Raw genomic sequence first — 21,773 nt, forward strand, 5'->3', positions numbered from 1 at the left:
GGAGTTGTTTTGTTTATAATTAGTTTAACGGCGCTGAAATTCCGGCGATCCAATAATAACACCTACCACCTGTGCCAGCATAGAATTATTACCATTAGCTGTTTGCACAGCCGTATAGGCATTCCTACCTTTTCCTTTGAGCCCTTTTCCTTTCACTGCAGGTTCACTACCACCCATCATTGGGTCATCAGGTAACACAGCTGAATTACCTGCCGGCTTGGCCTGTGCGCTGGCTACTTCTACCTTGGTCATCAACTGCGGATCATTTAATAAAGGTGTAAGCCGCTTAATGGTCTCGCTTAAATTACGTTCGGGCATAATCAATTTACTGTACGTAGCTAAGGCATCTTGTGCACTCTCTGGCTCGCGATGATTGTTTAAAGAGGCCAGATCTACCTTAACACCAGGTATACGGCCAGAGGCTAGGGCCAAGCCAAAGTTCATACGGTTTAATAACGCTCCGGTGTTTATCCAGTATTGTCCCTTATCAGGGAAACCGGTTGGTGCCTGGTAGTAATATTTCTTCTCTCCCATTTTGTTTACCCAGCTATAAAGCTGGTAAGGTTGCCTTATTTCGGCATGCAAGCTCCGTACAGCACCAACTGCTAATTCAAACGGCGACTTGGTCTTCTCCCTGAGAGCTGAAGCGCTCCAGAACTCGGGCGATGATACCATGGTTAACAAAACTTCTTTAATATCACCATCCTTTTCTTTAAAAGTGCGGGCCATTTTATCAACCAATGATTGTGCAGGCGCATCGCTCACAAAACGCACGGCCAACTTACGGCTTATGAATTTTGCTGTAGACTGATGATGGGCCAGCATATAAAGTAGATCCACCCCTTCCTGGTAACCACCATTAGGGCCAAACTTTTTGCCCAAAACAGTTTTCTCGCCTTTATCATGGCGGTTAGGTATAAACAGGAAGTCGCCCTCGTGTACAAAGCCTTGCTTATCCAACTGTTCTGAGCTTAAACGCTCCAAAACCTTCTTCACTCCGCCCCCGTATGCTTCGTCACCCATTGGGTAAACGGTCCAACCAGTTAGCACTCGTGCTGCCTGGGTAACGTCTTGCTGGGAGTAACCGCCATCAACGCCTAAAGTATGCAGCTCCATAACCTCACGGGCATAGTTCTCATTCAATCCTTGCGCCCTCTTTGCTTTAGGCAGCTTTTTAACCATTGGTGCGTTTGTCATCATCGAATCGCCCTGATTGCTTTGCATCATGGCAGCTAAACGCTTACGCTTAAGTGCAGCTACCGGCTTAGCTCCCCCTGCATTTTCACCAACGCTGGTAAAGTTATCAAGGTAAACCAGCATAGCGGGCGCTTTTGCGGTGGACAGTAGCATGGTTCCGAATTTACCAAACACATTTGGCCTAATTACATCGCGCTCATAAGCCGGAATAAACACGGCACATTGATTTTTAGTAATAGACACGTTAAAATGGTTAAACCAAAAATCGGTCATTACTTCCTGCAGTTGGTTTTGCGTATAGGCTGCACGCAGTACCTTTTGGTTAATAAACTGACGAAACAGCTCCTGCTCAGGCGCCATGCCTTTTTGCTGCATGTAGTTGAGCAGCACCGTACGATATTCTTTTTTATCGGTTTTAACCGAATCTTTGTTCACCACGCCATCGCGTATGGCCATTCTAACTAATTGGCCGTTACGCGGATATTTGGCAACCAGTTGCGCATTACTCATGGTTTCCGCATCCAAACGGTTAAGTAGTTGTGTGAGCGAATCGTCAGACTTCTTTGCTTCGAGTTGTTGAGCAAACCAGTTCTCCAACCCTATTTTAATTACCTCATCAACCTGCCCGGGCGTAGCGCCGTAAGTGAAACGGCTTAATAAGTGCGCCGCTGCCTGCCGCTCGGTTAACCCCGCTTGCTTGTAGGGAAACTTTACGGTTGCTTTATAAGCATGCGGAATACTGTAAAAAGCGCAAAGCCCGGTTACCATAAACAAAATGGCAACTACATATAACAGTTGTTGGATGCGAATTTTCATAAATAAGGTTATTGATAGCGGATTTTAGACGCTAAATTTTCATCAAGGTTTAGCGATATAGTGAATTTAACACAAACTTAACTTTGATAATGAACTTGTTACACTGCAAACAACTGACCCATATCTTTAAATGCCTTAAACTCTAAGGCATTGCCTGACGGGTCCAGGAAAAACATAGTGGCCTGCTCGCCCGGCTGGCCAACAAAACGAATTCCCGGCTCAATAATAAAATGGATATTTTTTTTCCGCAAGCGGCTTTCCAACTCGTGCCATGCTTCCCATTCCAATACCACACCATAATGCGGTATGGGTACATTGTGACCGTCAACTAAATTGGTTGGATGTTCTTCCGGACTGGCCGGCCTGGATTTTAAGTGAATAACAAATTGATGTCCGTATAAGTTAAAATCTGTCCAGTGGTCGGAGCTGCGGCCTTCTGCACAGCCTAAAACATCGCGGTAAAACCGGCGTGCCTCGTCTAAATCATAAACTGGCACCGCTACATGAAAAGGTGTTAATCTGCTCATTACTATTTACTAATGCTCAAATTTATACATATTTTTATAAGCGCCGCCTTATAACATATTAACAATTCATCAACTACCAATAATCACTGCCGCAACCATTTAAAACGTGATTTGCGAAGCTTATGCAATGGGCTCAATGTAGACTTGGAAAAGATGTTCGAGGAATATGCTACATAGTGGATGATTAGATGTGTATTTGTGCAAATGCAAATCACCTTTTGTGTCGAATGGTAAAACACAGGTTTTAGCTGTGGTAGAAAAAAACAATTGCCTCCCAGTGATATATACCGAACGGCTGATGAAAGATTACGCATAGGTAAACACCACAACATTGGAAAAGCCTGCCCATGCAAAATAGTGGCTCCACCTGTGCCTGCAATTCGACCCGGTGGCTAAATCACCCAAGAAGTAGTAGCATCGTTAATTATTCTTTAAAAATTCAAACTCAGTTTCCTGCTTGTTTATAAATATTAAGTATTCCGCTACTAAATATTACTTATTAAACAACAAGCGCATATTTGCGCACTGTGGAAGTATGGGGATTAATTAACCACTGTTTGAGGCTTTGTTCTCTCATGTTTTGGGGAAATGCCACCACAAATATATTGGGGTAACTCCTTTTTTAGCTATAAATAGGCGTTGGAACACCGTTTGCCTAAAGGTATTCATACAACGAATAAATAATTATATGAAACACCTTTTTACATGTGCATTATTAGCGGGAGTAGTAACATTCTCAGCTTGTAAGAAAGACACAATGCAGCAGGAAGAAACAACCACAACTACTGTTACCGGAAATAAAATAGCGCCTGATGGCTTTAATTTTTCTACCACCAAAAATGTAGCTTTAAACCTTACATTAAAAGCCAACAATAATGATGCGTTAGGCGGCGTAGTAGTAAGCGTTTACTTACCAACCAATACTGAAGAGCCTATTTTTAAAGGCGTAACTAATAGCAATGGCGTATTGCAAGGCACTATTACTGTACCTGCTTCTGTTAGCCAGTTAATTATAGATCCGGCTTATGTTGGATTGATGCGTTATGCACAAGGCACTATCACTAACAGCAATACTATTACAGCTACTATTGGTGGCAAAGACGGTTTTAGTGGTGATATCACTGCTCAGGAGGTAACTGTTAGTACCACAACCGGTACAGCCTCAACCAAATCAACGGTTGCTTACGGCGATCCGATAATTGCTTACCCAAGTCCTTATAGCGGTTCATCAAGCGCTATTGTTAATACTACTACTTATCCGTTTAAATTGGGTCGCCCGGTTTACCTTGAGGCAACACCCGATAACATTGATGCTTCCCTACTTTCTTATATCAATGCATCATTACCAGAAGGCGTAGCATTACCAACCTCACACCCGGAGTATCTGACTACTACTGCAGTGCCTAACCTGAATATAACTGCAACTTCTGATGTTTGGATAACATTTGTATCTGAAGGTGCAGGTTACGCAAACAGCCTTGCTTACTACACCTACCCTACTAACACTCCGCCGCAAAGCGTTTATGATGTTGACAATGCTACACTGGTATTTCCTAATGCATCGTCATACGGTTCAGGCGGTGGCTTAAAAGCTGGTGACAAAGTTAAAATCGGCCGTTTTAGCGCAGGTACTTCTGTGGGCTTTGTTTTAATTCAAAATGCTTGGAATGGCAGTGGCGTATTAACCGGCAACACTAAATTCTATTCAGATTACAAACTGAACCCTGAGATCAGAACCAGTAATAAAAAACACTCAGTTACCCTTTGGGATGACGTTCACAAATTGTTCCTAATGGGTTTTGAGGACATTAACCGCGAAAATGGTTCAGACCAAGACTTTAATGACCTTGTAGTATATGCTACTTCTAACCCGGTAACTGCTATATCACCTATCGGTGTACCAGCTATTGATAAAGGCGGAGATACTGATGGCGATGGCGTGCAAGACGAGCAAGACGCATTTCCTACTGATCCTACTAAAGCTTTTGTAAGCTACTACCCATCACAAACCGGTTATGCCAGCATTGCTTTTGAAGACAACTGGCCTAAAAAAGGCGATTTTGACCTGAACGACTTAGTAATCAACTATCGTTATACTTTTACCAGCAATGCCAACAACCAGGTAGTGCAATTAAAAGGTGAGTTTTTACCTTTAGCCTCTGGTGCATCATTCAAAAACGGTTTTGGTATACAATTACCGGTTGCAGCATCAACAGTTAGCGCTGTTAGCGGTCAGAACCTTACTACAGGTATCATTAGCAGAGCTGCTAACGGTGTTGAAGCCGGCCAGAGCAAAGCGGTAATCGTTCCTTTCGATAACCACGAGAACCTGCTGAGAAATCCTGACGGTGCTTTCTTTATCAACACCCTGATGGATAAAAACAAAGTTACCGGCAGCGTGGCTACTGTGATTGTTGATTTTGCCTCAGCAGTATCTGCTTCAACCTTACAGGTATCTAACTTCAATCCGTTCCTGATCAGCAATGGTCGCCGCGGTTATGAAATTCACCTGCCAGGTTTTGCACCTACCGATAAAGCTACCACCAGCCTGTTCGGAACTGATGATGATGCTTCGGCTCCTGCAAGTGGCAAATATTACCTGTCGAAAGAAAACTACCCATGGGCTATTAACTTTGTTGGCGAGTACAAGTACCCTGTAGAATTACAACCTGTAACCGGTGCTTACCTGCACTTTGCTGAGTGGGCACAATCAGGTGGTACATTATTCCCTGACTGGTACAGCAGTGTATTAGCCGGTTTCAGAGACAACTCTAAAATATACAGCAAATAACTATTTCTAAATACCAACTACGCAACAGGGCTGCCTCAAAAGGGCAGCCCTCGTTGTTTATCTAAATCAAGGCAATACTATTAGTCGGTAACCCTAGGAGTGAGTAATAACGACGACAATATTTCTTTTTTGAAACTGAATTTATTACTTACTTCAGCACCGGCTGTACGTTAGTTAACGCATAAATACTTTCCAGCAGATCGTCGCTTGGGTTTACGCGGCATGTTTTGGATGGGAGGTCTATAAACAAAGTATCCTCGCTATCCTTCACCATAAAGCGTAAGGCACAATTTTTCACCTCGTACTTTTGGTTATTGGCTTCAACCATGCGCTCCAGGCTTTCTACCAATTGCTCATTAATGTTATGCAGATGCAGACACACCGTGAGGGACTTTGTCATTTTATCGCGCATTTCAGATAACAGGTTGATGGCCGAGAGGCGCAAATCCCAGTTATCCTTCTGGCGGTATTTTTCTTCTACGTTACCTTTAATTTGTATAAAGTAGCCGTCGCCCAGCAGGTTTCGGAATTTAATGTAGTCATCGCCAAAAAGCGCGAACTCGTAGCTGTCAAAGTAATCTTCTATTACAAAGGTACCAAAGGGCTTGCCGGTTTTGGTCATTTTGTGCTGCACGTTAGCCATTAAGCCGCCAATGGTAAGTTCGCCCTGCTTGCGCAAGTGAGCAAAGCGTTCCATAATTTCGGGCGGTGCCTCGCCGTTACGCATGGCAACTAATATTTTAAGGTCCGATACCTTGTTCTGGCAATATTTTTCCAGCTCCAGCTTGTAATTATCTAACGGGTGACCGGTTAGATAGATACCAATCACATCCTTTTCATACTTCAGCTTCTCAATCAGCGGCCACTCTTCGCACTCGGGCAGAGCAGGCTCGGGTATATAAGCTTCTACTGTTCCGCCAAATAATGATGATTGCGAACTATTTTTGGTGTTCTGGTAATCGTTACTATATTTTATCAAACGCTCTATACCGGTGAGCAAGCCGTTTTCGGTTTTGGCAAAAAAGCACGAACGATTTAAACCAAAGCTATCAAACCCACCACTATACACCAGGTTTTCGTATGATTTTTTGTTAACGTTGCGCACGTTACTGCGCTGTGCAAAATCGAATATAGATTTGTAAGGGCCGCGCTCGTTACGCTCCTCTATAATACTTTCAATCGCCTTATCGCCCACGCCTTTTACACCGGTTAAACCAAAGCGCACATCGCCCGCTTTATTTACGGCAAAGGCCATGTCCGATTCGTTCACATCGGGTCCCAAAACTTTGATACCCATCCGGCGGGTTTCTTCCATGAAGAAAGAAATCTTATCAATGCTGTTCTGGTTATTTAATACCGCAGCCATATACTCGGGCGGGTAATGCGCCTTTAAGTAGGCCGTTTGGTAAGCCACAAATGCGTAACAGGTGGAGTGCGATTTATTGAAAGCGTATTGTGCAAAAGCTTTCCAGTCGGTCCAAATTTTAGTAAGCTTATCTTTTGGGTGGCCTTTGGCCGCTGCCCCGTCCATAAACTGGGCTTCCATCTTGTTAAGTACCTCAATTTGCTTTTTACCCATGGCCTTACGCAAAACGTCGGCATCGCCTTTACTAAAGCCGGCCAACTTTTGCGATAAAAGCATTACCTGTTCCTGGTACACCGTAATGCCATAGGTTTCGCCCAGGTACTCTTCCATATCAGGCAAATCGAACGCCACGGGCTCTAAGCCGTGCTTACGCTTAATAAAGCTGGGGATGTACTCTATCGGACCCGGGCGGTAAAGGGCGTTCATGGCAATCAAATCCTCAAACCTATCGGGCTTCAGGTCGCGCAGGTACATTTGCATACCATCACTTTCAAACTGAAATGTACCGTTGGTATCGCCACGTTGGTATAGCTCATATGTCTTTTGATCATCGAGCGGTATATAGTCTATATCAATTTCAACGCCATGGTTTTGCTTAATGAGGCGCAGGGCATCCTTAATAATAGTAAGGGTTTTTAAACCCAAAAAGTCCATCTTAATTACACCGGCATCTTCAATTACACGACCGTCATACTGGGTAACCAGCAGGTCCGAATCTTTAGCCGTTGCAACCGGAACAATATTGGTTAAATCGTCTGGCGCAATGATGATACCCGCAGCATGCACACCTGTGTTACGTACCGAGCCTTCCAGCTTTTCGGCCTCGCGCAGCACAGTGGCTCGTAAATCGTTACCGTTTTTTATAGCCTGCAGTTCGGGTACTTGCTCAATAGCCGTTTTAAGGTTGATGCCCAAGGTATCGGGCACCAGTTTTTTCATGGCGTTTACCTCGCTCAGCGGCATATCGAGCACCCGGCCTACGTCCTGTATACTGGTACGTGCGGCCATAGAACCATAAGTTATGATCTGGGCCACCTGATTCTTACCATATTTATCAACCACATAGTCAATAACCCGCTGGCGACCGGCATCATCAAAGTCGGTATCAATATCGGGCATGGATTTACGGTCGGGGTTCAGAAACCTCTCGAAAAGCAGGTTATATTTTATAGGATCTATATTAGTGATACCCGTACAATAGGCCACCACTGATCCCGCCGCAGAACCACGGCCGGGCCCAATGAACACGCCCATGTTTCGGCCTTCCTTAATAAAGTCGGCCACGATTAAGAAGTAACCTGCAAAACCCATGGTTTTAATGGTGAACAGCTCAAAGTTAATGCGTTCCTCAACCTCGGGCGTAAAATCAACATACCGTTCGCGCGCACCGGTCATGGTAAGGTGCTTAAGGTATTCCCACTGGTTCAGCACGTCAGATTCGGGTCCATCGTGTATCTTAAACTCGGGCGGTATAGGGAAATTAGGCAGCATGATGTCGCGCTTCAGCTTCAGCACGTCTACCTTATCAACAATCTCGTTGGTATTATCCAACGATTCTGGAATATCATGAAACAACTGGGCCATTTCGGCCTGCGTTTTAAAATAGAACTGATCGTTCGGGAAACCGAAGCGATAGCCTTTACCGCCTTCCTCGTCGGTAGCAATGGGCGTGCTCTGCATATCGCCGGTATTTACACACAGCAAAATATCGTGCGCGTTGGCATCCTGCTGGTCAACGTAATGCGAGTCGTTGGAGCAGATTATTTTTACCTGGTGCTTTTGGGCAAACTTCCGCAACGTATTGTTGATGATCTCTTGCTCGGGTATTTCATGGCGTTGCACCTCTATATAGTAGTCCTCACCAAAAATATCCAGCCACCATTTAAACTCAGCTTCAGCTTCCTCCTCTGTTTTTTTGAGAATAGCCTGTGGTACCGATGCACCGATACAGCAGGTAGTGGCTATTAACCCTTTGTGATATTTTAAAATAAGTTCCTTATCAATACGAGGCCATTTACTATACAAGCCCTCCATATACCCTAGGGAGCACAGCTTTATCAAATTGCGGTAACCCTCGGCATTCTTTGCCAGGAATAACTGGTGATGACGAACATCCTTTTTCTCTTTGGTGAACTGCTTTTTATGGCGGTCTTCTACTACGTAAAACTCGCAGCCCACAATGGGTTTTACATTGTGCTTAGCAGCCTCGGCCACAAATTTAAACACACCAAACATGTTACCATGGTCGGTTATGGCAAGGGCTTTCATGCCATCGGCAGCTGCTTTTTTATAAAGTTTAGATATATCGGCAGCACCGTCTAGCAGTGAGAATTGGGTATGTACGTGTAAATGAGAAAAATCAGGCATAGCTTATCCGTTCCAGCAGTACAAAGATACGAAAAAGCCCTACGGCCTACTAAACGGGTGGCAAATAATTACTGACAAGGCGGGCTACTTTTCAACAAAAATAATCTGTAAAAACATTTTTAGGCCATGCAGGTTTCTAACTTAGATACCCCTCTGCACTTCGCTCAGGAAGCCGGAGGCATAGTGTTTGTACTACTTCAAACACACATCAAACTCCACCTTGAAAATCTACTAAAATTGGAAAAATTTGGACGTATAGCTTTAAAAACCATTCTTTGGATAGTTGGCAGTGTCATTTTTCTGGTGCTGCTTGTAGTTCTTTTGATACAAGTACCCGCTGTACAACAATTCGCAAAAAATAAAGCCGTAAGCTTTTTAGAAGGTAAAATTCATACCAAAGTTGAAATTGGTCACATCACCATCGGCTTTCCGAAAATGCTGGTTTTGGAAGACGTTTACTTTGAAGATCAGAAACGCGATACCCTTATTGCAGGCGACAAACTGAAGGTTGACATCAGCATGATGAAACTGCTGAAAAGCCAGGTTGAAATTAACGAAATTAACTTGCAAGGCATTACTGCCAAAATAAGCCGCGGTGCCGACAGTACCTTTAACTTCGATTACATTATTAAGGCCTTTGCCGGCGAGCAAAAAAAGGAACCTAAACCAACCGATACTACCTCCAGCATGAAGTTTGCGCTGGATAAGATCATCCTCGACCGTATTAACATTGCCTATAAGGATGTAACTACAGGCAACGACGTTAAATTTTTGCTGGGCCACTTTGACACCCGCATTAAGACTTTTGATTTGGACAGCATGCGGTTCGCTATCCCTAAGATAAACCTGAGCGATGTTAACGCCCGCATTATACAAACCCCGGCAGGATCTACCATCGCCCAAACCAACGCTGTTGATACCGCTACTACGCCGCTTAATCTGAAATTGGAGCTGGGTACCATCGATTTTTCTAAAATTAAGGTTGATTACCGCACTAAAGAAATGTCTACCGTTACCAACCTGGGTAAATTACTGGTTGAGATGGATAAGATAGACCTTAAGAACCAGCGCGTGGGTGTTAAGAGCATTACGTTAAATGACACCAAAGCTAACCTGCGTTTGTCTAAACCCGAATCGGTTGCTAAAGCGATAGAGAAAGGTGTTAAAAAGCTGGATACACTGGTAACCGCGCCTAAAAGTAGTGCACCGTGGCGCGCTACTGTAGGCAAAATCACCTTCGCCAATAACGACATTAAGTTTGACAACGATGCTACAGCGCCCCTGCGTCGGGGTTTGGACTTTGCCCACATGGACATTAAAAATCTATCTACCGATATTGATGACCTGGCTTATACAACCGATACCATTACCGGTAAGGTAAACCAATTTACCTTCAGCGACAAAAGTGGTTTTAACCTGAAACAGTTTCACACGAGCTTTTTATACGGTCCAAAAAGTGCTTACCTGAAAGACTTATATGTAGAAACGCCGCAAACAGTTATTCAACGTAATTTAGAAGTAACCTACCCCAGCATTGAAAGCCTGACTAAGAACATTGGCGCTTTAGGTATTAACGCCAATTTGGACGGCAGCCGTTTGGGATTGCGCGATGTGTTGCTGCTGATGCCTACAATGGCCAGCATGGAACCTTTCAGAAGCACGCCTAATGCGGTATTACGCATAAACGGCCGGGTGAGTGGCCGGGTAAACGATTTACGGATACAAAACTTTGAACTGATAGGCCTATCTAATACACACATTAAAACATCGGCCGTACTACGCGGACTGCCCGATGTAAACAAAGCTTACTTTGATGTAAACCTGGCCGATTTTACCACCAGCCGCCGCGATATTATGCGCCTGGCACCACGGGGCACCATTCCGCCGAGCGTAAGCATACCAGAATACATGAGCTTAAAAGGCAAGTTGAAAGGCAATATGGCTAACCTGGCCACGCAAATGAACTTGCGCTCGAGCTATGGTAGTGCCGATGTAACTGCCAACGTGAAGAATGCTACCAACATCAACCGCATACAATACGCCGCCAAAGTGCGGGTAAATAACCTTAACGCAGGCGCGCTAACAAAGCAGCCCCAAACCGTAGGACGCTTAACCCTTACGGCCAATGTGGAAGGTGCCGGAGCTGATCCAAAACATTTGAACGTGCGTTTTGCAGCTAATGTTGTGAGCGCGCAGGTTAAAGGCTACACTTATCGCAATCTGGTTGCTAAAGGCAGCGCCCGCAACGGCAGCTATGTGGCTAATGCCCGCATGAAAGACCCGAACATCAACTTTAGTTTGGATGCAAAGGCTAACATGAACAAGAAGTATCCGTCTGTCAATGCAACGATGATGATAGACAGCATTAACCTGCAAAAATTGAACTTTGTAAAGGATGATATGCGTTTTCATGGCAAGCTGGTGGCTAATTTGCCAACTGCCGACCCGGATTTTCTGAACGGTAGCGTCCTGCTAACCGACATGCTGGTTGTAAACAAAGGCCAGCGCATACAGCTAGATACCGTGAGTGTGGTATCCACCGCTAACGCCGATAGTAGCAGCCTTCGCCTAAGCACGCCATTTTTAAGCGCCCATTTGGGTGGTAAATACAAGCTTACCCAAATAGGCACCGCACTGCAAGATAACATTAACAAGTACTTCAACACCGCTTTAGCCGCTGCCCCAACCACACGTGGCGGTGCAGTTAAAACGCCACCTTATTCGCCACAGCAGTTTAACTTTGACCTGCGCATGGTAAAAACACCGCTAGTTACACAGTTTGTTCCTGATTTGAAACAGCTGGATCCTATAGTGATTAACGGCCGCTTTAACAGTCAATCCGGTGAATTACTGGTAAACGGTTCTATACCGCGTGTGGTATACGGCACTAACATTGTAAGCAATGGCAAGCTGAACATTAATACAAACAACGCATTAAACTATAGCTTAACTTTCGACCAGATACAGGCCGGCTCGAGCTTAAAGCTGCTTTATCCAAGTATAACTGGCAACGCCGCAAATGATAAACTGAACCTGAGCCTGCAAGTACGTGATGCTGCCCGCAAAGAGCGTTACCGTATTGCCGGTGTTTTCAGTGTATTGCCAAGCGCTTACCAGTTCAACTTCCTGCAAAACGGTTTATTACTCGATTATACCGAGTGGGCTGTTAACCCTAACAACATGTTCCAGTATGGCAATAAAGGCATCCTGGCACGCGATTTTGCCATCACCAGTAACAATCAGGTACTAAGTATCAACAGCAACCCACCGCAGGCCAATGCACCGCTAACTGTCCAATTCACTAATTTCCATATAGAAACTTTAACCCGTTTAGCTCAACAGGATTCCTTACTGGTAGGTGGTACCATTAACGGTAACGCCGTAGTAAGCAACCTGCAAGCGTCCCCTGTTTTTGTGGCTAACATGAACGTTGGTGACTTTAGCTTTAAAGGCGATACAGTGGGTAACATTGCCATTAAGGTCAACAATCAAACTGCTAATGCCTATGCAGCCAATGTAAGTATAACAGGTAAAGGCAACCAGGTTGATTTAACCGGCATGTACTATACTGCACCCGAAGGCCGTATGGACTTGAACCTGAACATTGTAAACCTAAGCATGAAGAGCGTTGAAGGCTTCAGCTTTGGTAACATACGCCGGGCTTCGGGTAATATAACCGGTGGTTTAAAAATTACCGGAACTACCACTGCACCAAGCGTACGCGGCGATATAAAGTTCAACCAGGTTGGCTTTAATGTATCGATGCTGAACTCGTATTTCACTATGCCAAACGAGAGCATAAGCTTTACCAGCGAAGGTGTGCGCTTCAACGACTTTACCCTGGTCGACTCGACCGGAAATAAAGCTGTGGTTACCGGGGCAGTTTATACCAAGACCTATACGGATTTCCGCTTTGGTATTGATATGCGTATGGATAATTTCCGTGCGGTTAACTCTACACGTGCCGACAATAAGTTATTTTATGGACAACTTTATGTAGACAGCCGGGTGAAAATACGTGGCGACATGAACAAGCCTATTGTAGATGCCAGCCTTACCGTGAACGACAAAACGGATATGACCTTTGTGCTGCCCACAACCGATCCAAGTATTGAAGACCGGAAAGGCGTGGTTGAATTTGTATCCAAAGACCCTAACCTTGATTCAATCCTTATAGCCAAACGACTGGACTCTTTACGGAAATCGGACGTAACCGGGTTGGATTTAAATGCTACGCTGAACGTTAGTAAGAACGCCAACTTTAACATTGTGATTGATGAACGCAATGGTGATGTAGTACACATTAAAGGTGACGCTCAGCTAAGTGCCGGCATTGATCCAAGTGGTAAAATCAACCTAACCGGTACCTATACAGTTAATGAAGGTTCTTATCAGTTATCTTATGGTCCGGTTAATCGCCTGTTCCGCTTTAAACAAGGCAGTACCATTGTTTGGAACGGCGACCCCACCAATGCAACTGTTGACTTAACGGCTATTTATGTAGCCAATATTCCACCTATTGACCTGGTTGAAAACCAGTCGGCCGGAACCGATGCACAAAGCGGTATGTATAAACAAAAACTGCCATTCAATGTAAACCTGAGCCTACGCGACCAATTACTAACTCCGCGTATTGGCTTCGATATCGTTTTGCCTGATAGTAATTACACCGTTCAGCCAGATGTTATAGACGCTGTAAATGTTCGTCTTGGCCAAATACGCCGAGATCCTAATGAAATGAATAAACAAGTACTGGGTGTATTGGTATTGGGCCACTTCATTGGAGATAACCCACTGCAAAGCCAGGGTGGCAGTGCAGGTGTTGAAGGCGCCGTTCGTAACAGTGTAAGCAGCTTACTTTCAAACCAGCTGAATAAACTGGCTGGTAACATGATCGGAGGCTTCGATTTGAACTTCGACCTGCAATCCGGACAGGATTACTCAACCGGTACCGAACAAAACCGGACGGACCTGAACGTAGGGCTATCCAAACGCTTCCTGAACGACAGGCTTACTGTAACCATTGGTAACAACTTCCAATTAGAGGGTAAACAGCAACCGGGTCAGCAATCAAGCACCATTGCGGGCAACGTATCTGTTAATTACCGCCTAACTAAAGATGGCCGCTATATGCTACGTGCTTACCGCCGCGACCAATACATTGTAATACAGGGTCAGGTTATTGAAACCGGCGTTGGCTTCTCGCTCAATGTAGATTACAACCGCTTTAAAGAGATCTTCTCGAAAAACAGCCGGGAAGAAAAAGCGTTACTGCGTCAAAAGAAACGCGAAGAAAAAGAACGCAAAGAACAACAAGAAGAAAAAGAAAAACAACAACAGCCTGCTGAAGAACCAAAGCAGACTACTACCGCTACGACAAACTAAACCTATGATTAAAAATTTAGCATATTTTACTTTAACATCGGTTATACTTTTAAGCGCATGCAGTACCACCAAAGATTTGCCTGCAGGCCAAAAATTATATACCGGTGCTGAAATAAATTTTACTGATAAAGACCTGCCTAAAAAAGAAAAAAGCTTTATAAAAAGTGACCTGCAAGGTTTATTAAGACCAAAGCCTAACGGCAAGATTGGTCCGTTCAGGTTTAAACTTTGGGTTTACCAAAAAACACGTACTACCAAAACTAAAGGTTTAAAGCACTGGCTAAATACCAAGTTTGGCGAGCCACCTGTATTGGTAAGCGCTGTAGACCTGGTACAAAACAGCAGTATTTTACAAAATCGCTTGCAAAACCGCAGCTATTTTCAGGCCCAGGTAGCGGGAGATACTGTGGGTAAAGAGAAGGTTGCCAAGGCGGTTTATACCGTATCGGCAGGCCCGTCTTACAAGTACCGCAATATCATATGGCCAAGTGGTACCAACCCGTTAGATAGCGCAATTGCGGCTACTGCAGGCGAGACTATCTTAAAAAAGGGCGACCAGTATAACTTGGATGCCATTAAGGCCGAACGCTTACGAATAGATGCCCGGCTTAAGGAAAAAGGCTTTTACTACTTTGCGCCCGAAAATCTAATTTTCAGCGCGTTCGACACCACCGTAGCCGGTCATCAAATCGATGCGCGTATCAAAATTAAAGACGACGTGAGCGATCGTGCACGGCAGGTTTACAAGATCAATAAGATTTATGTGTATCCTAACTATTCGTTAAGAGACACTGCGCTTAAATTAGATTCTGCCCTATCTTATCGCTGGTATAATATTATAGAAACTCGCCGCCGAACCGTAAGGCCGTTTGTATTTAAAAACACGGTTTTACTGCACCCAGGCGAAGTTTATAACCGTACCGACCATAATAACTCACTAAACCGCTTTGTAGAATTAGGGCCGTTTAAATTCGTAAAGAACCGCTTTGAGGATGTAACCACAGATTCGGCCAAACTTAATGTGTTTTACTTTTTAACACAGTACCCACGTAAAACGCTTTCTTTTGATGCCTTGGTACGTACTACATCGGCCAATTATAATGGTACACAGCTAAATATTAACTGGCGTCACCGCAATGCCTTTAAAGGTGCCGAGGCGCTCACCGTTACTTTGTTTGGTAGCACCGATGGACAAATAGCTGCTAACAACGGTGGCTATGCTTTATCGCAGGTAGGTATTCAAACCACATTATCGTGGCCGAGGTTTATTAGTCCTTTTAATTTCAGTGCCGATAACGCTTACATTCCGCGCACTAACTTTAGCTTGGGCTATTCCATCATCAACCGTAGTCAGCTCTATAATTTAAGTTCGTTTAACGGATCATTTGGTTATCAATGGAAACAAAGCGTACACAAACAACATGAGCTTAACTTGCTGATGGTAACTTATGTAAAACCTGCAAGTGTAACCGAATTATATAGGGACAGCATTAGAAGGACACCAAACCCGGCCCTTAAGCATGTTATTGATCCGCAGTTTACTTTTGGTCCAACTTACAGTTATACTTACACCAATACTACCGAAACTTATCGTACTAATACCGTTTATTACAACGGCCGTGTGAGCTTATCGGGCAATGTACTGGGTATTGTGAGCGGTGCCGATACATTAGCCGGTAACGCAAAAAAACTATTCGGAACCAACTACAACCAGTATGTTAAGCTGGAAAATGAATTCAGATTTTTTCACAAGCTTGGCCCAAAAAGCACAGTTGCTGCGCGTGTAATTGCAAGTGCTGGTTTGCCTTACGGAAACTCCACTATATTGCCGTACAGTCAACAATTCTTTATTGGCGGTGCTAACAGCTTACGCGGTTTCAGGGCTCGTTCTATCGGTCCGGGTACAGTTGATCCTCTGTCAGCAAATCCTAACGGCTTTATAGGCGATCAGTCGGGTGATATTAAATTAGAAGCCAACGTAGAATACCGTCCTCACCTTTTCAGCATTGTTTATGGCGCGCTGTTTTTCGATGCAGGTAACATATGGAACGCCAAATCTTATGCAACGCTGCCCGGCGGCACGTTCAATAAGAAGTTTTTAACCCAACTGGCTACCGATGCTGGCTTTGGTTTGCGCTTTGATGCCAGCATACTGGTATTACGTACCGACTTTGGTTTCCCGCTGACCCGCCCTTACAAGTCTGATACTGCTAATGATAAAATGGTATTTAACTTAGCTATTGGGTATCCATTCTAAATACTGACAACAAAATAAAAAACGCCATCTCGTACTACGTGGATGGCGTTTTTATTTTAATACCGTTTACTATTCTGTTACTTTTACCGCTCATGAATATCAACATTCCGCTTCATATCATCGATATGCAAGGCGACGGCTATCACCTACTGGTTGACGTCAAAATTGGCCGTAAAGCCTACAAACTTGTGTTAGATACCGGTGCATCAAAAACGGTTTTTGATCACCAAACGCTATTACAGACTCCTAATAAGATTGATATCGAATCTACCAACAGATTTTCAGCCGGCTTGGGCACGTTATCCATGGAATCTTTCACGGCAGTTATACCCGAGTTAAAGCTGGGACGTTTTAAATTGACCGGCTTTGAGGTTGCTATCTTAGACCTCTCAACCATTAATCAGGCCTATGCTCAATTCAACCACCCGCAGGTGCTGGGCGTACTTGGCGGCGATATTTTAATGGAATACAATGCGGTGATAGATTACGGAAAGAAAACCCTGAAATTAAAGCAAATGTAAAAGAATCGGTGATGACCGAGGGTCATGATGGTCTAAAATGCCAAATTACATCTTGTCTCTTGCCTCTTACGTACATCTAACCTAATACGCTGTTGGTAAAATCCATCTTTATTTTCGATTGGAAATTGCCAATCACTTTAAAGATCTCCTTCAGAGTTACCCGCTCAATTTTAGTAAGGCTGGATAGGTCAATGTAATTATCGGGTGAGGCTTTATCGTAAATAATTTGCACGGCTTGTTTTTTAAGGCGCATGCTCATTAAAAAGTAATATGATTGTGAAAGCTCATGGTAAGCCGTTTCTGAGAATACTTCCAACTTGCGCAATGCTTTCATCCGCTCACCTGTATTTACTTCAAAAACACGGTTCTTTAAGGCGTATACCCGCACCAGATCCACAATAGGCGTCATTGCTTTTTTAATATCAAACACTTCCCGCTCATTCTTTTTAAACGTGCGTATGGTGTTAAAAAAGGTTAGCGGCGGCTCATACTGCAAGGCATTTATGGCCATGTTATGGAACAACTTGTCCATAGGCTTTTGCAATTCCTCGTTTAAAAACTCGTGCAACTCATCCATAATAGACGCATCTCCATACACAAAACGGCAATCAAAAAAGGTAGAAAAATTAATCACCGTTTCGGGCAGCGATTCAGCCATCCAGCTTATATAATTACGTTTCCAGTGCGAAAGTGAATGCGTCCATTTTGGGTTTTGCGCCATAAAACCTCCGGTGCAGTAACTAATGCCAATACTATTTAACCGGCCTGATACCTGCTGTGCAAAGTCGAGAAAATACTCCCTTACTTCTTCTCGGTGTTCGTTGGCCTTATCCTCGTAAATAATGGCATTGTCTTGGTCGGTCTTAAAAGTTTGCTCCTTGCGTCCTTCACTACCCAATACCATAAACACAAATTTGGCCGGCGGTAAACCTACCACATCAATAGTGCTTTCAATTACTTTTTGCGCAATGGTATCGGCAATAGTGCTAATTACCTGGTTGGCAATCTGGGCGTTTACACCGCGCTCCAACAACTGGTTTACAAAGTGCGGTACCGAATCCCATTTACGTTTCAGCTCTTCATCACTTACTGCAGATTTAACCGACTGTATGAACACCAGAGGCGATTGTGCCTGTTCGCTCAGCAGTTTGTTACGGCTTAAAAAGCCAACGTATTGGCCATCCTTTTTTACCAGTAAGTAACGTGTTTTGGTACTGAACATCATCAGCACAGCCTCATACACATAAGCTTCCACATCAATGGCAACAATGGGGTTATCCATTACGCTGCTTACAGCATCAGCGGCACTGCGTTGCTGGGCAATTACCTTATCACGCAGGGTAATATCGGTTACGTAGCCAACTATATGGTTCGCTTCGTCGGTTACAAAAAGGCAACTTACTTTATGCGAAGCCATGTGTGCGGCCGCTTCAAAAATAGGTGTATCGCCCGTACATTGCACAATGGGACGATACTCTACACTCTCAATTTTACGCGAATAAATCTGATCGGCAGCCAAATAGCTTTCCTCAAAGGCGGCAGGGCGCTTAAAGAAATGCACAAACTCCTCATTTTGCATGCGCTTGCCAAACTCGGCGGTAAAGTACAGGAAGAAATCCTCATATGCCTTGCACAGGGCCCTGAAGTCTTTACGGTGCAAAAAATAAACCAGCGTACCTTTTTTGGCAATTACCGTGCGTAACGATTGCCTGCGGTTAAGCAACACCGAAACGCCGCCATAACAAAAACCAGCATCGTGGTATTCTATCAGGCGCTTATTTTGTATACTATCATAAAAAAACGACTCATACTGCCCTTTAACGATAATGTCTACCCCTTTCAGCTTGGTGGTTTCCTGCTGGTATATAATCGTATCTTTTTTATAACTTACTTCCTGTAGCTGTTCCGCAACGCTTTGCAAAACCTCTATGGGTAAGAGATTAAAGGGGGTGATGCTTTGCAAATATTTTACACGCTCATTCATAGATGGTGTGCTAATAGAATTATCAGTATCAAAATTACCAGCGGAATAAATACTTGTAATAACTTGCCCGATTTTGCTTTCAAATTTTTGATTCCGGCCTGGTCCTGCTGCAGGCTAATTAGCTTCTCATTCATTTCCCCTCTGTGCATCAGTTCGAAAAAGCACTGCGCTGTAGCCTCGGCATCATTTAGGGCATTATGCTGGTTTTGCATTGGTTTATAAAACAAATAAGCATATAAATCGCCCAGCAGCAAGCTTTGCGGCATAGGGTTCCAGATGAATTGGGTAGTAGCCAGCATGGTGCAAAACAGGGGTAATTGCGGCAGTGGATTATCTATACCGGCCCGGTAAAAATCGGCGCCCAGTACATGATAATCCAGCTGCACAAAATGGCCTACCACCAGTGGCTGATATTTATTCAGGTCATCAGCTAACATTTCCATTACCTGGTTACGCAATTTGCCTTTTACAGCCAGTATACCCGGGTTAATGCCATGTATTTCCATAGCCCGTGGCGTTATAAAAAAATCGGTGTTAAGTATATAATGGGTTTCGCGTTTTACTTCCTGACCGTCAGGAGTATATACCAGCCAGCTTACCTGTACGGCCGATGGCCAATTACCCTCCGCCGAATATGGCAGGTGCCAGTTAACCGGCAAGCCGGATGTTTCAACATCTACAAAGAGGAGGTAATTGGTCACCAGTGGTTAGTAATTGTTTGCTTGGGCAAAATACTAAATTACAACCATTAATACCGATATTGATTTAAAGCATCAGCCGTTTACCAAAGTGTATTTCTCTTCTAACTCTTTACAGGCTTCAATAGCATGAAGCTGCGTTTTATTAATGGCGTAAAAAATGACCGATAGTAGTAAAATCACCAGCGCCCATACTATGCCCATAAATTCTTCTTGTAGCCGTTGGTAAACTTTTAGCTGTATAAACAGGAGGTTATAAACCTGGAATGCTGTGGTACTAATGAGCAGATAACTGTTACCTGTTTTAAAAGTAAGCATTCGACTATATCGCTTAAAACGGATTTCGTTAGCTATAGCGTAAAAAATCAGTACCAAAAGCATCAAAAAACCGGTAACACCAAACAGGTATTGTGGTCGCTGAATAGAGTTAAATAGGATGGAAAGTAAATATCCTATGCCCAGCATCAATGGTATTGTTTTCCAGTTAACCACAGTGTAAAGGTTTTGCTTAAACATACGCAGGTAGCGTGTGCGCAGGTTGCTGCGCATGCTGTCTTCAAAAACACTAAAACCTAACGGACCAAATTCGGAATGTACCAAACCAATAGCATCAGTTAAAAGCAACGTAGGCTTAGCAGCCATCAACTCCTCAACCCGGCAGCATACGTGATCAATAATTTCCATCTGCAAATCGGGCTCGGTAAAGCCGCGCTTGGAAACAAACTGTTTGATCTGATTGATATCAACTGCTGTGAGGGTCATGACACCAGCGAAGTTTTTAAATTTTGCTGAAATACTTTAACAGCACTGACACTGTAAATGATTAAAATTGCAGCCGCTACCGCAACCAGTGACGCATGAGCCTGCAACATAAATTTATAGTTTTGCTGCTTTGAAAACAAAGCCGGTAAAAAAATAAGCATGTTAAACAGTGATATGCCTAAGGTACCTAAGTTGTTGGCGCTGCTTTCTTTAACAGAAGCTTTATATTTCCTGCTCCAACGGTTGCAGGGTGCTATACGGTACCACATCACGGCTGGCATCATTACCGCTGTAAACAAAATGAGCATTAAAAGCTTACGGGATATATAGTCGGCCGAAAAGTAAAAGCTTACGGCGACCAGCAGGGTAAATGCAATGAACGGAACACGAAAATAACTTTTTACCTCTACCCACAAGGCGTTCCTGAATTGACTTTGCACGTTCTTTTCACGGCCTTTCTCTAATTCTTTGATGTTATCCCAACCGCCAAATTCCTGCTTGATGATTGTATCCGCAATTAAGTGTGGAGGTGTATCATCCTCATCTTCTTCGATAGCAGTGAGTATATGATCGTACAATTCGTCAAAGGTTTCGCGGTACTTCAGCCGGTTCCAAAGCACCTCGCGGATATTTTCCTGCTGTGCAACGGTCATTTTCATGCGGTGTGTGATTTTAGGTTTAACAATAGCTGCAGTTGTTCAATAAATGCCTGGGCTTCCTGCAGCTTGCTGCTTACTTCCTGCCCTCCTTGTTGGGTTAACCGGTAATATTTGCGCACACGGTTATCTACTACTTCGTTAAAGGTTTCCAGTAGCCCGTCAGCTTCCAGCTTGTGCAAGGCAGGATACAAGGCGCCTTCAGTCAACTTCAATTCGCCTGCGGTAAGATCTTTTACTTTTTGAGTAATTTCATAACCATACATTTGCTTATTATCCTCCAATAGTTTGAGGATGATGGTTTGTAAAGTTCCTTTTAATAAAGGGCTTGTGCTCATATAAGCAAATGTATAACTTTTTTATATACCTAAGAAAATTAGGTAATTCATTTTAACCAAAAAAAGCCCTGCTTATTTAAGCAGGGCTTTTGCTTTACCTCTATTTCT

The 21,773-nt window shown here is 43.8% G+C and carries 12 protein-coding genes; 4 read left to right on the forward strand and 8 right to left on the reverse strand.

The genetic code is table 11. The features are described 5' to 3' along the window. Positions 1-24: 24 nt before the first annotated feature. Together ABDD94_RS16525 and ABDD94_RS16530 are read right to left on the reverse strand one after the other, a co-directional pair. A complete protein-coding gene (locus ABDD94_RS16525) occupies positions 25-2,013 on the reverse strand; it encodes a DUF1800 domain-containing protein (RefSeq protein ID WP_345953175.1) in 1,989 nt (662 codons plus the stop codon). Between the two features lie 98 nt (positions 2,014-2,111). Continuing rightward, positions 2,112-2,540, reverse strand: coding sequence for a VOC family protein (locus tag ABDD94_RS16530; RefSeq protein ID WP_345953176.1), 429 nt, complete (start codon positions 2,538-2,540; stop codon positions 2,112-2,114). Between the two features lie 688 nt (positions 2,541-3,228). Here ABDD94_RS16530 and ABDD94_RS16535 point away from each other — a divergent pair. Further along, positions 3,229-5,331: an LruC domain-containing protein gene (locus ABDD94_RS16535; RefSeq protein WP_345953177.1), complete on the forward strand. Its 2,103-nt coding sequence runs from the start codon at positions 3,229-3,231 to the stop codon at positions 5,329-5,331. Positions 5,332-5,479: 148 nt separating this feature from the next. Here ABDD94_RS16535 and dnaE read toward each other — a convergent pair whose 3' ends face one another. Next, on the reverse strand, positions 5,480-9,064 hold the full coding sequence (gene dnaE, locus ABDD94_RS16540; RefSeq protein WP_345953178.1) for a DNA polymerase III subunit alpha: 3,585 nt from the start codon (positions 9,062-9,064) through the stop codon (positions 5,480-5,482). 126 nt (positions 9,065-9,190) lie between these two features. Between dnaE and ABDD94_RS16545 the strand changes: the two genes are divergently transcribed. The 3 genes from ABDD94_RS16545 to ABDD94_RS16555 all read left to right on the forward strand — a co-directional run bounded on the left by ABDD94_RS16545 (position 9,191) and on the right by ABDD94_RS16555 (position 17,227). After that, the gene (locus ABDD94_RS16545; RefSeq protein WP_345953179.1) at positions 9,191-14,449 is read left to right on the forward strand and encodes a translocation/assembly module TamB domain-containing protein; all 5,259 of its coding nucleotides are present in this window, start codon (positions 9,191-9,193) and stop codon (positions 14,447-14,449) included. Positions 14,450-14,453: 4 nt separating this feature from the next. After that, positions 14,454-16,706 carry a BamA/TamA family outer membrane protein gene (locus tag ABDD94_RS16550; protein WP_345953180.1) on the forward strand — a complete coding sequence of 751 codons (2,253 nt, stop codon included), beginning with the start codon at positions 14,454-14,456 and terminating at the stop codon, positions 16,704-16,706. Positions 16,707-16,798: 92 nt separating this feature from the next. Further along, entirely contained in the window at positions 16,799-17,227 is a 429-nt protein-coding gene (locus ABDD94_RS16555; protein WP_345953181.1) for a retropepsin-like aspartic protease, read from the forward strand. Between the two features lie 76 nt (positions 17,228-17,303). Here the strand turns inward: ABDD94_RS16555 and ABDD94_RS16560 are convergent, their stop codons facing one another. From ABDD94_RS16560 to ABDD94_RS16580, 5 genes are all read right to left on the reverse strand, one after another. Continuing rightward, on the reverse strand, positions 17,304-19,211 hold the full coding sequence (locus ABDD94_RS16560) for a DUF294 nucleotidyltransferase-like domain-containing protein (protein ID WP_345953182.1): 1,908 nt from the start codon (positions 19,209-19,211) through the stop codon (positions 17,304-17,306). Then, complete coding sequence (locus ABDD94_RS16565; protein WP_345953183.1) at positions 19,208-19,912, reverse strand: 3'-5' exonuclease; 705 nt, start codon at positions 19,910-19,912, stop codon at positions 19,208-19,210. The genes ABDD94_RS16560 and ABDD94_RS16565 overlap by 4 nt, the downstream gene beginning before the upstream one ends. A gap of 72 nt (positions 19,913-19,984) precedes the next feature. Then, a complete protein-coding gene (locus ABDD94_RS16570) occupies positions 19,985-20,671 on the reverse strand; it encodes a hypothetical protein (protein WP_345953184.1) in 687 nt (228 codons plus the stop codon). Further along, positions 20,668-21,330, reverse strand: coding sequence for a hypothetical protein (locus tag ABDD94_RS16575; protein WP_345953185.1), 663 nt, complete (start codon positions 21,328-21,330; stop codon positions 20,668-20,670). Before ABDD94_RS16575 ends, ABDD94_RS16570 begins: the two co-directional genes overlap by 4 nt. Next, on the reverse strand, positions 21,327-21,665 hold the full coding sequence (locus ABDD94_RS16580) for a PadR family transcriptional regulator (RefSeq protein ID WP_345953186.1): 339 nt from the start codon (positions 21,663-21,665) through the stop codon (positions 21,327-21,329). Before ABDD94_RS16580 ends, ABDD94_RS16575 begins: the two co-directional genes overlap by 4 nt. Between the last annotated feature and the right edge of the window lie 108 nt (positions 21,666-21,773).

It is taken from the genome of Mucilaginibacter sp. PAMB04168, assembly GCF_039634365.2.
GTDB lineage: Bacteria > Bacteroidota > Bacteroidia > Sphingobacteriales > Sphingobacteriaceae > Mucilaginibacter.

Bases quoted from the DNA above. Each gene is read 5' to 3' on its own strand.
- ABDD94_RS16525 (WP_345953175.1), bottom strand. From the start codon at position 2,013: ATGAAAATTCGCATCCAACAACTGTTATATGTAGTTGCCATTTTGTTT.
- ABDD94_RS16530 (WP_345953176.1), bottom strand. From the start codon at position 2,540: ATGAGCAGATTAACACCTTTTCATGTAGCGGTGCCAGTTTATGATTTA.
- ABDD94_RS16535 (WP_345953177.1), top strand. From the start codon at position 3,229: ATGAAACACCTTTTTACATGTGCATTATTAGCGGGAGTAGTAACATTC.
- dnaE (WP_345953178.1), bottom strand. From the start codon at position 9,064: ATGCCTGATTTTTCTCATTTACACGTACATACCCAATTCTCACTGCTA.
- ABDD94_RS16545 (WP_345953179.1), top strand. From the start codon at position 9,191: ATGCAGGTTTCTAACTTAGATACCCCTCTGCACTTCGCTCAGGAAGCC.
- ABDD94_RS16550 (WP_345953180.1), top strand. From the start codon at position 14,454: ATGATTAAAAATTTAGCATATTTTACTTTAACATCGGTTATACTTTTA.
- ABDD94_RS16555 (WP_345953181.1), top strand. From the start codon at position 16,799: ATGAATATCAACATTCCGCTTCATATCATCGATATGCAAGGCGACGGC.
- ABDD94_RS16560 (WP_345953182.1), bottom strand. From the start codon at position 19,211: ATGAATGAGCGTGTAAAATATTTGCAAAGCATCACCCCCTTTAATCTC.
- ABDD94_RS16570 (WP_345953184.1), bottom strand. From the start codon at position 20,671: ATGACCCTCACAGCAGTTGATATCAATCAGATCAAACAGTTTGTTTCC.
- ABDD94_RS16575 (WP_345953185.1), bottom strand. From the start codon at position 21,330: ATGAAAATGACCGTTGCACAGCAGGAAAATATCCGCGAGGTGCTTTGG.
- ABDD94_RS16580 (WP_345953186.1), bottom strand. From the start codon at position 21,665: ATGAGCACAAGCCCTTTATTAAAAGGAACTTTACAAACCATCATCCTC.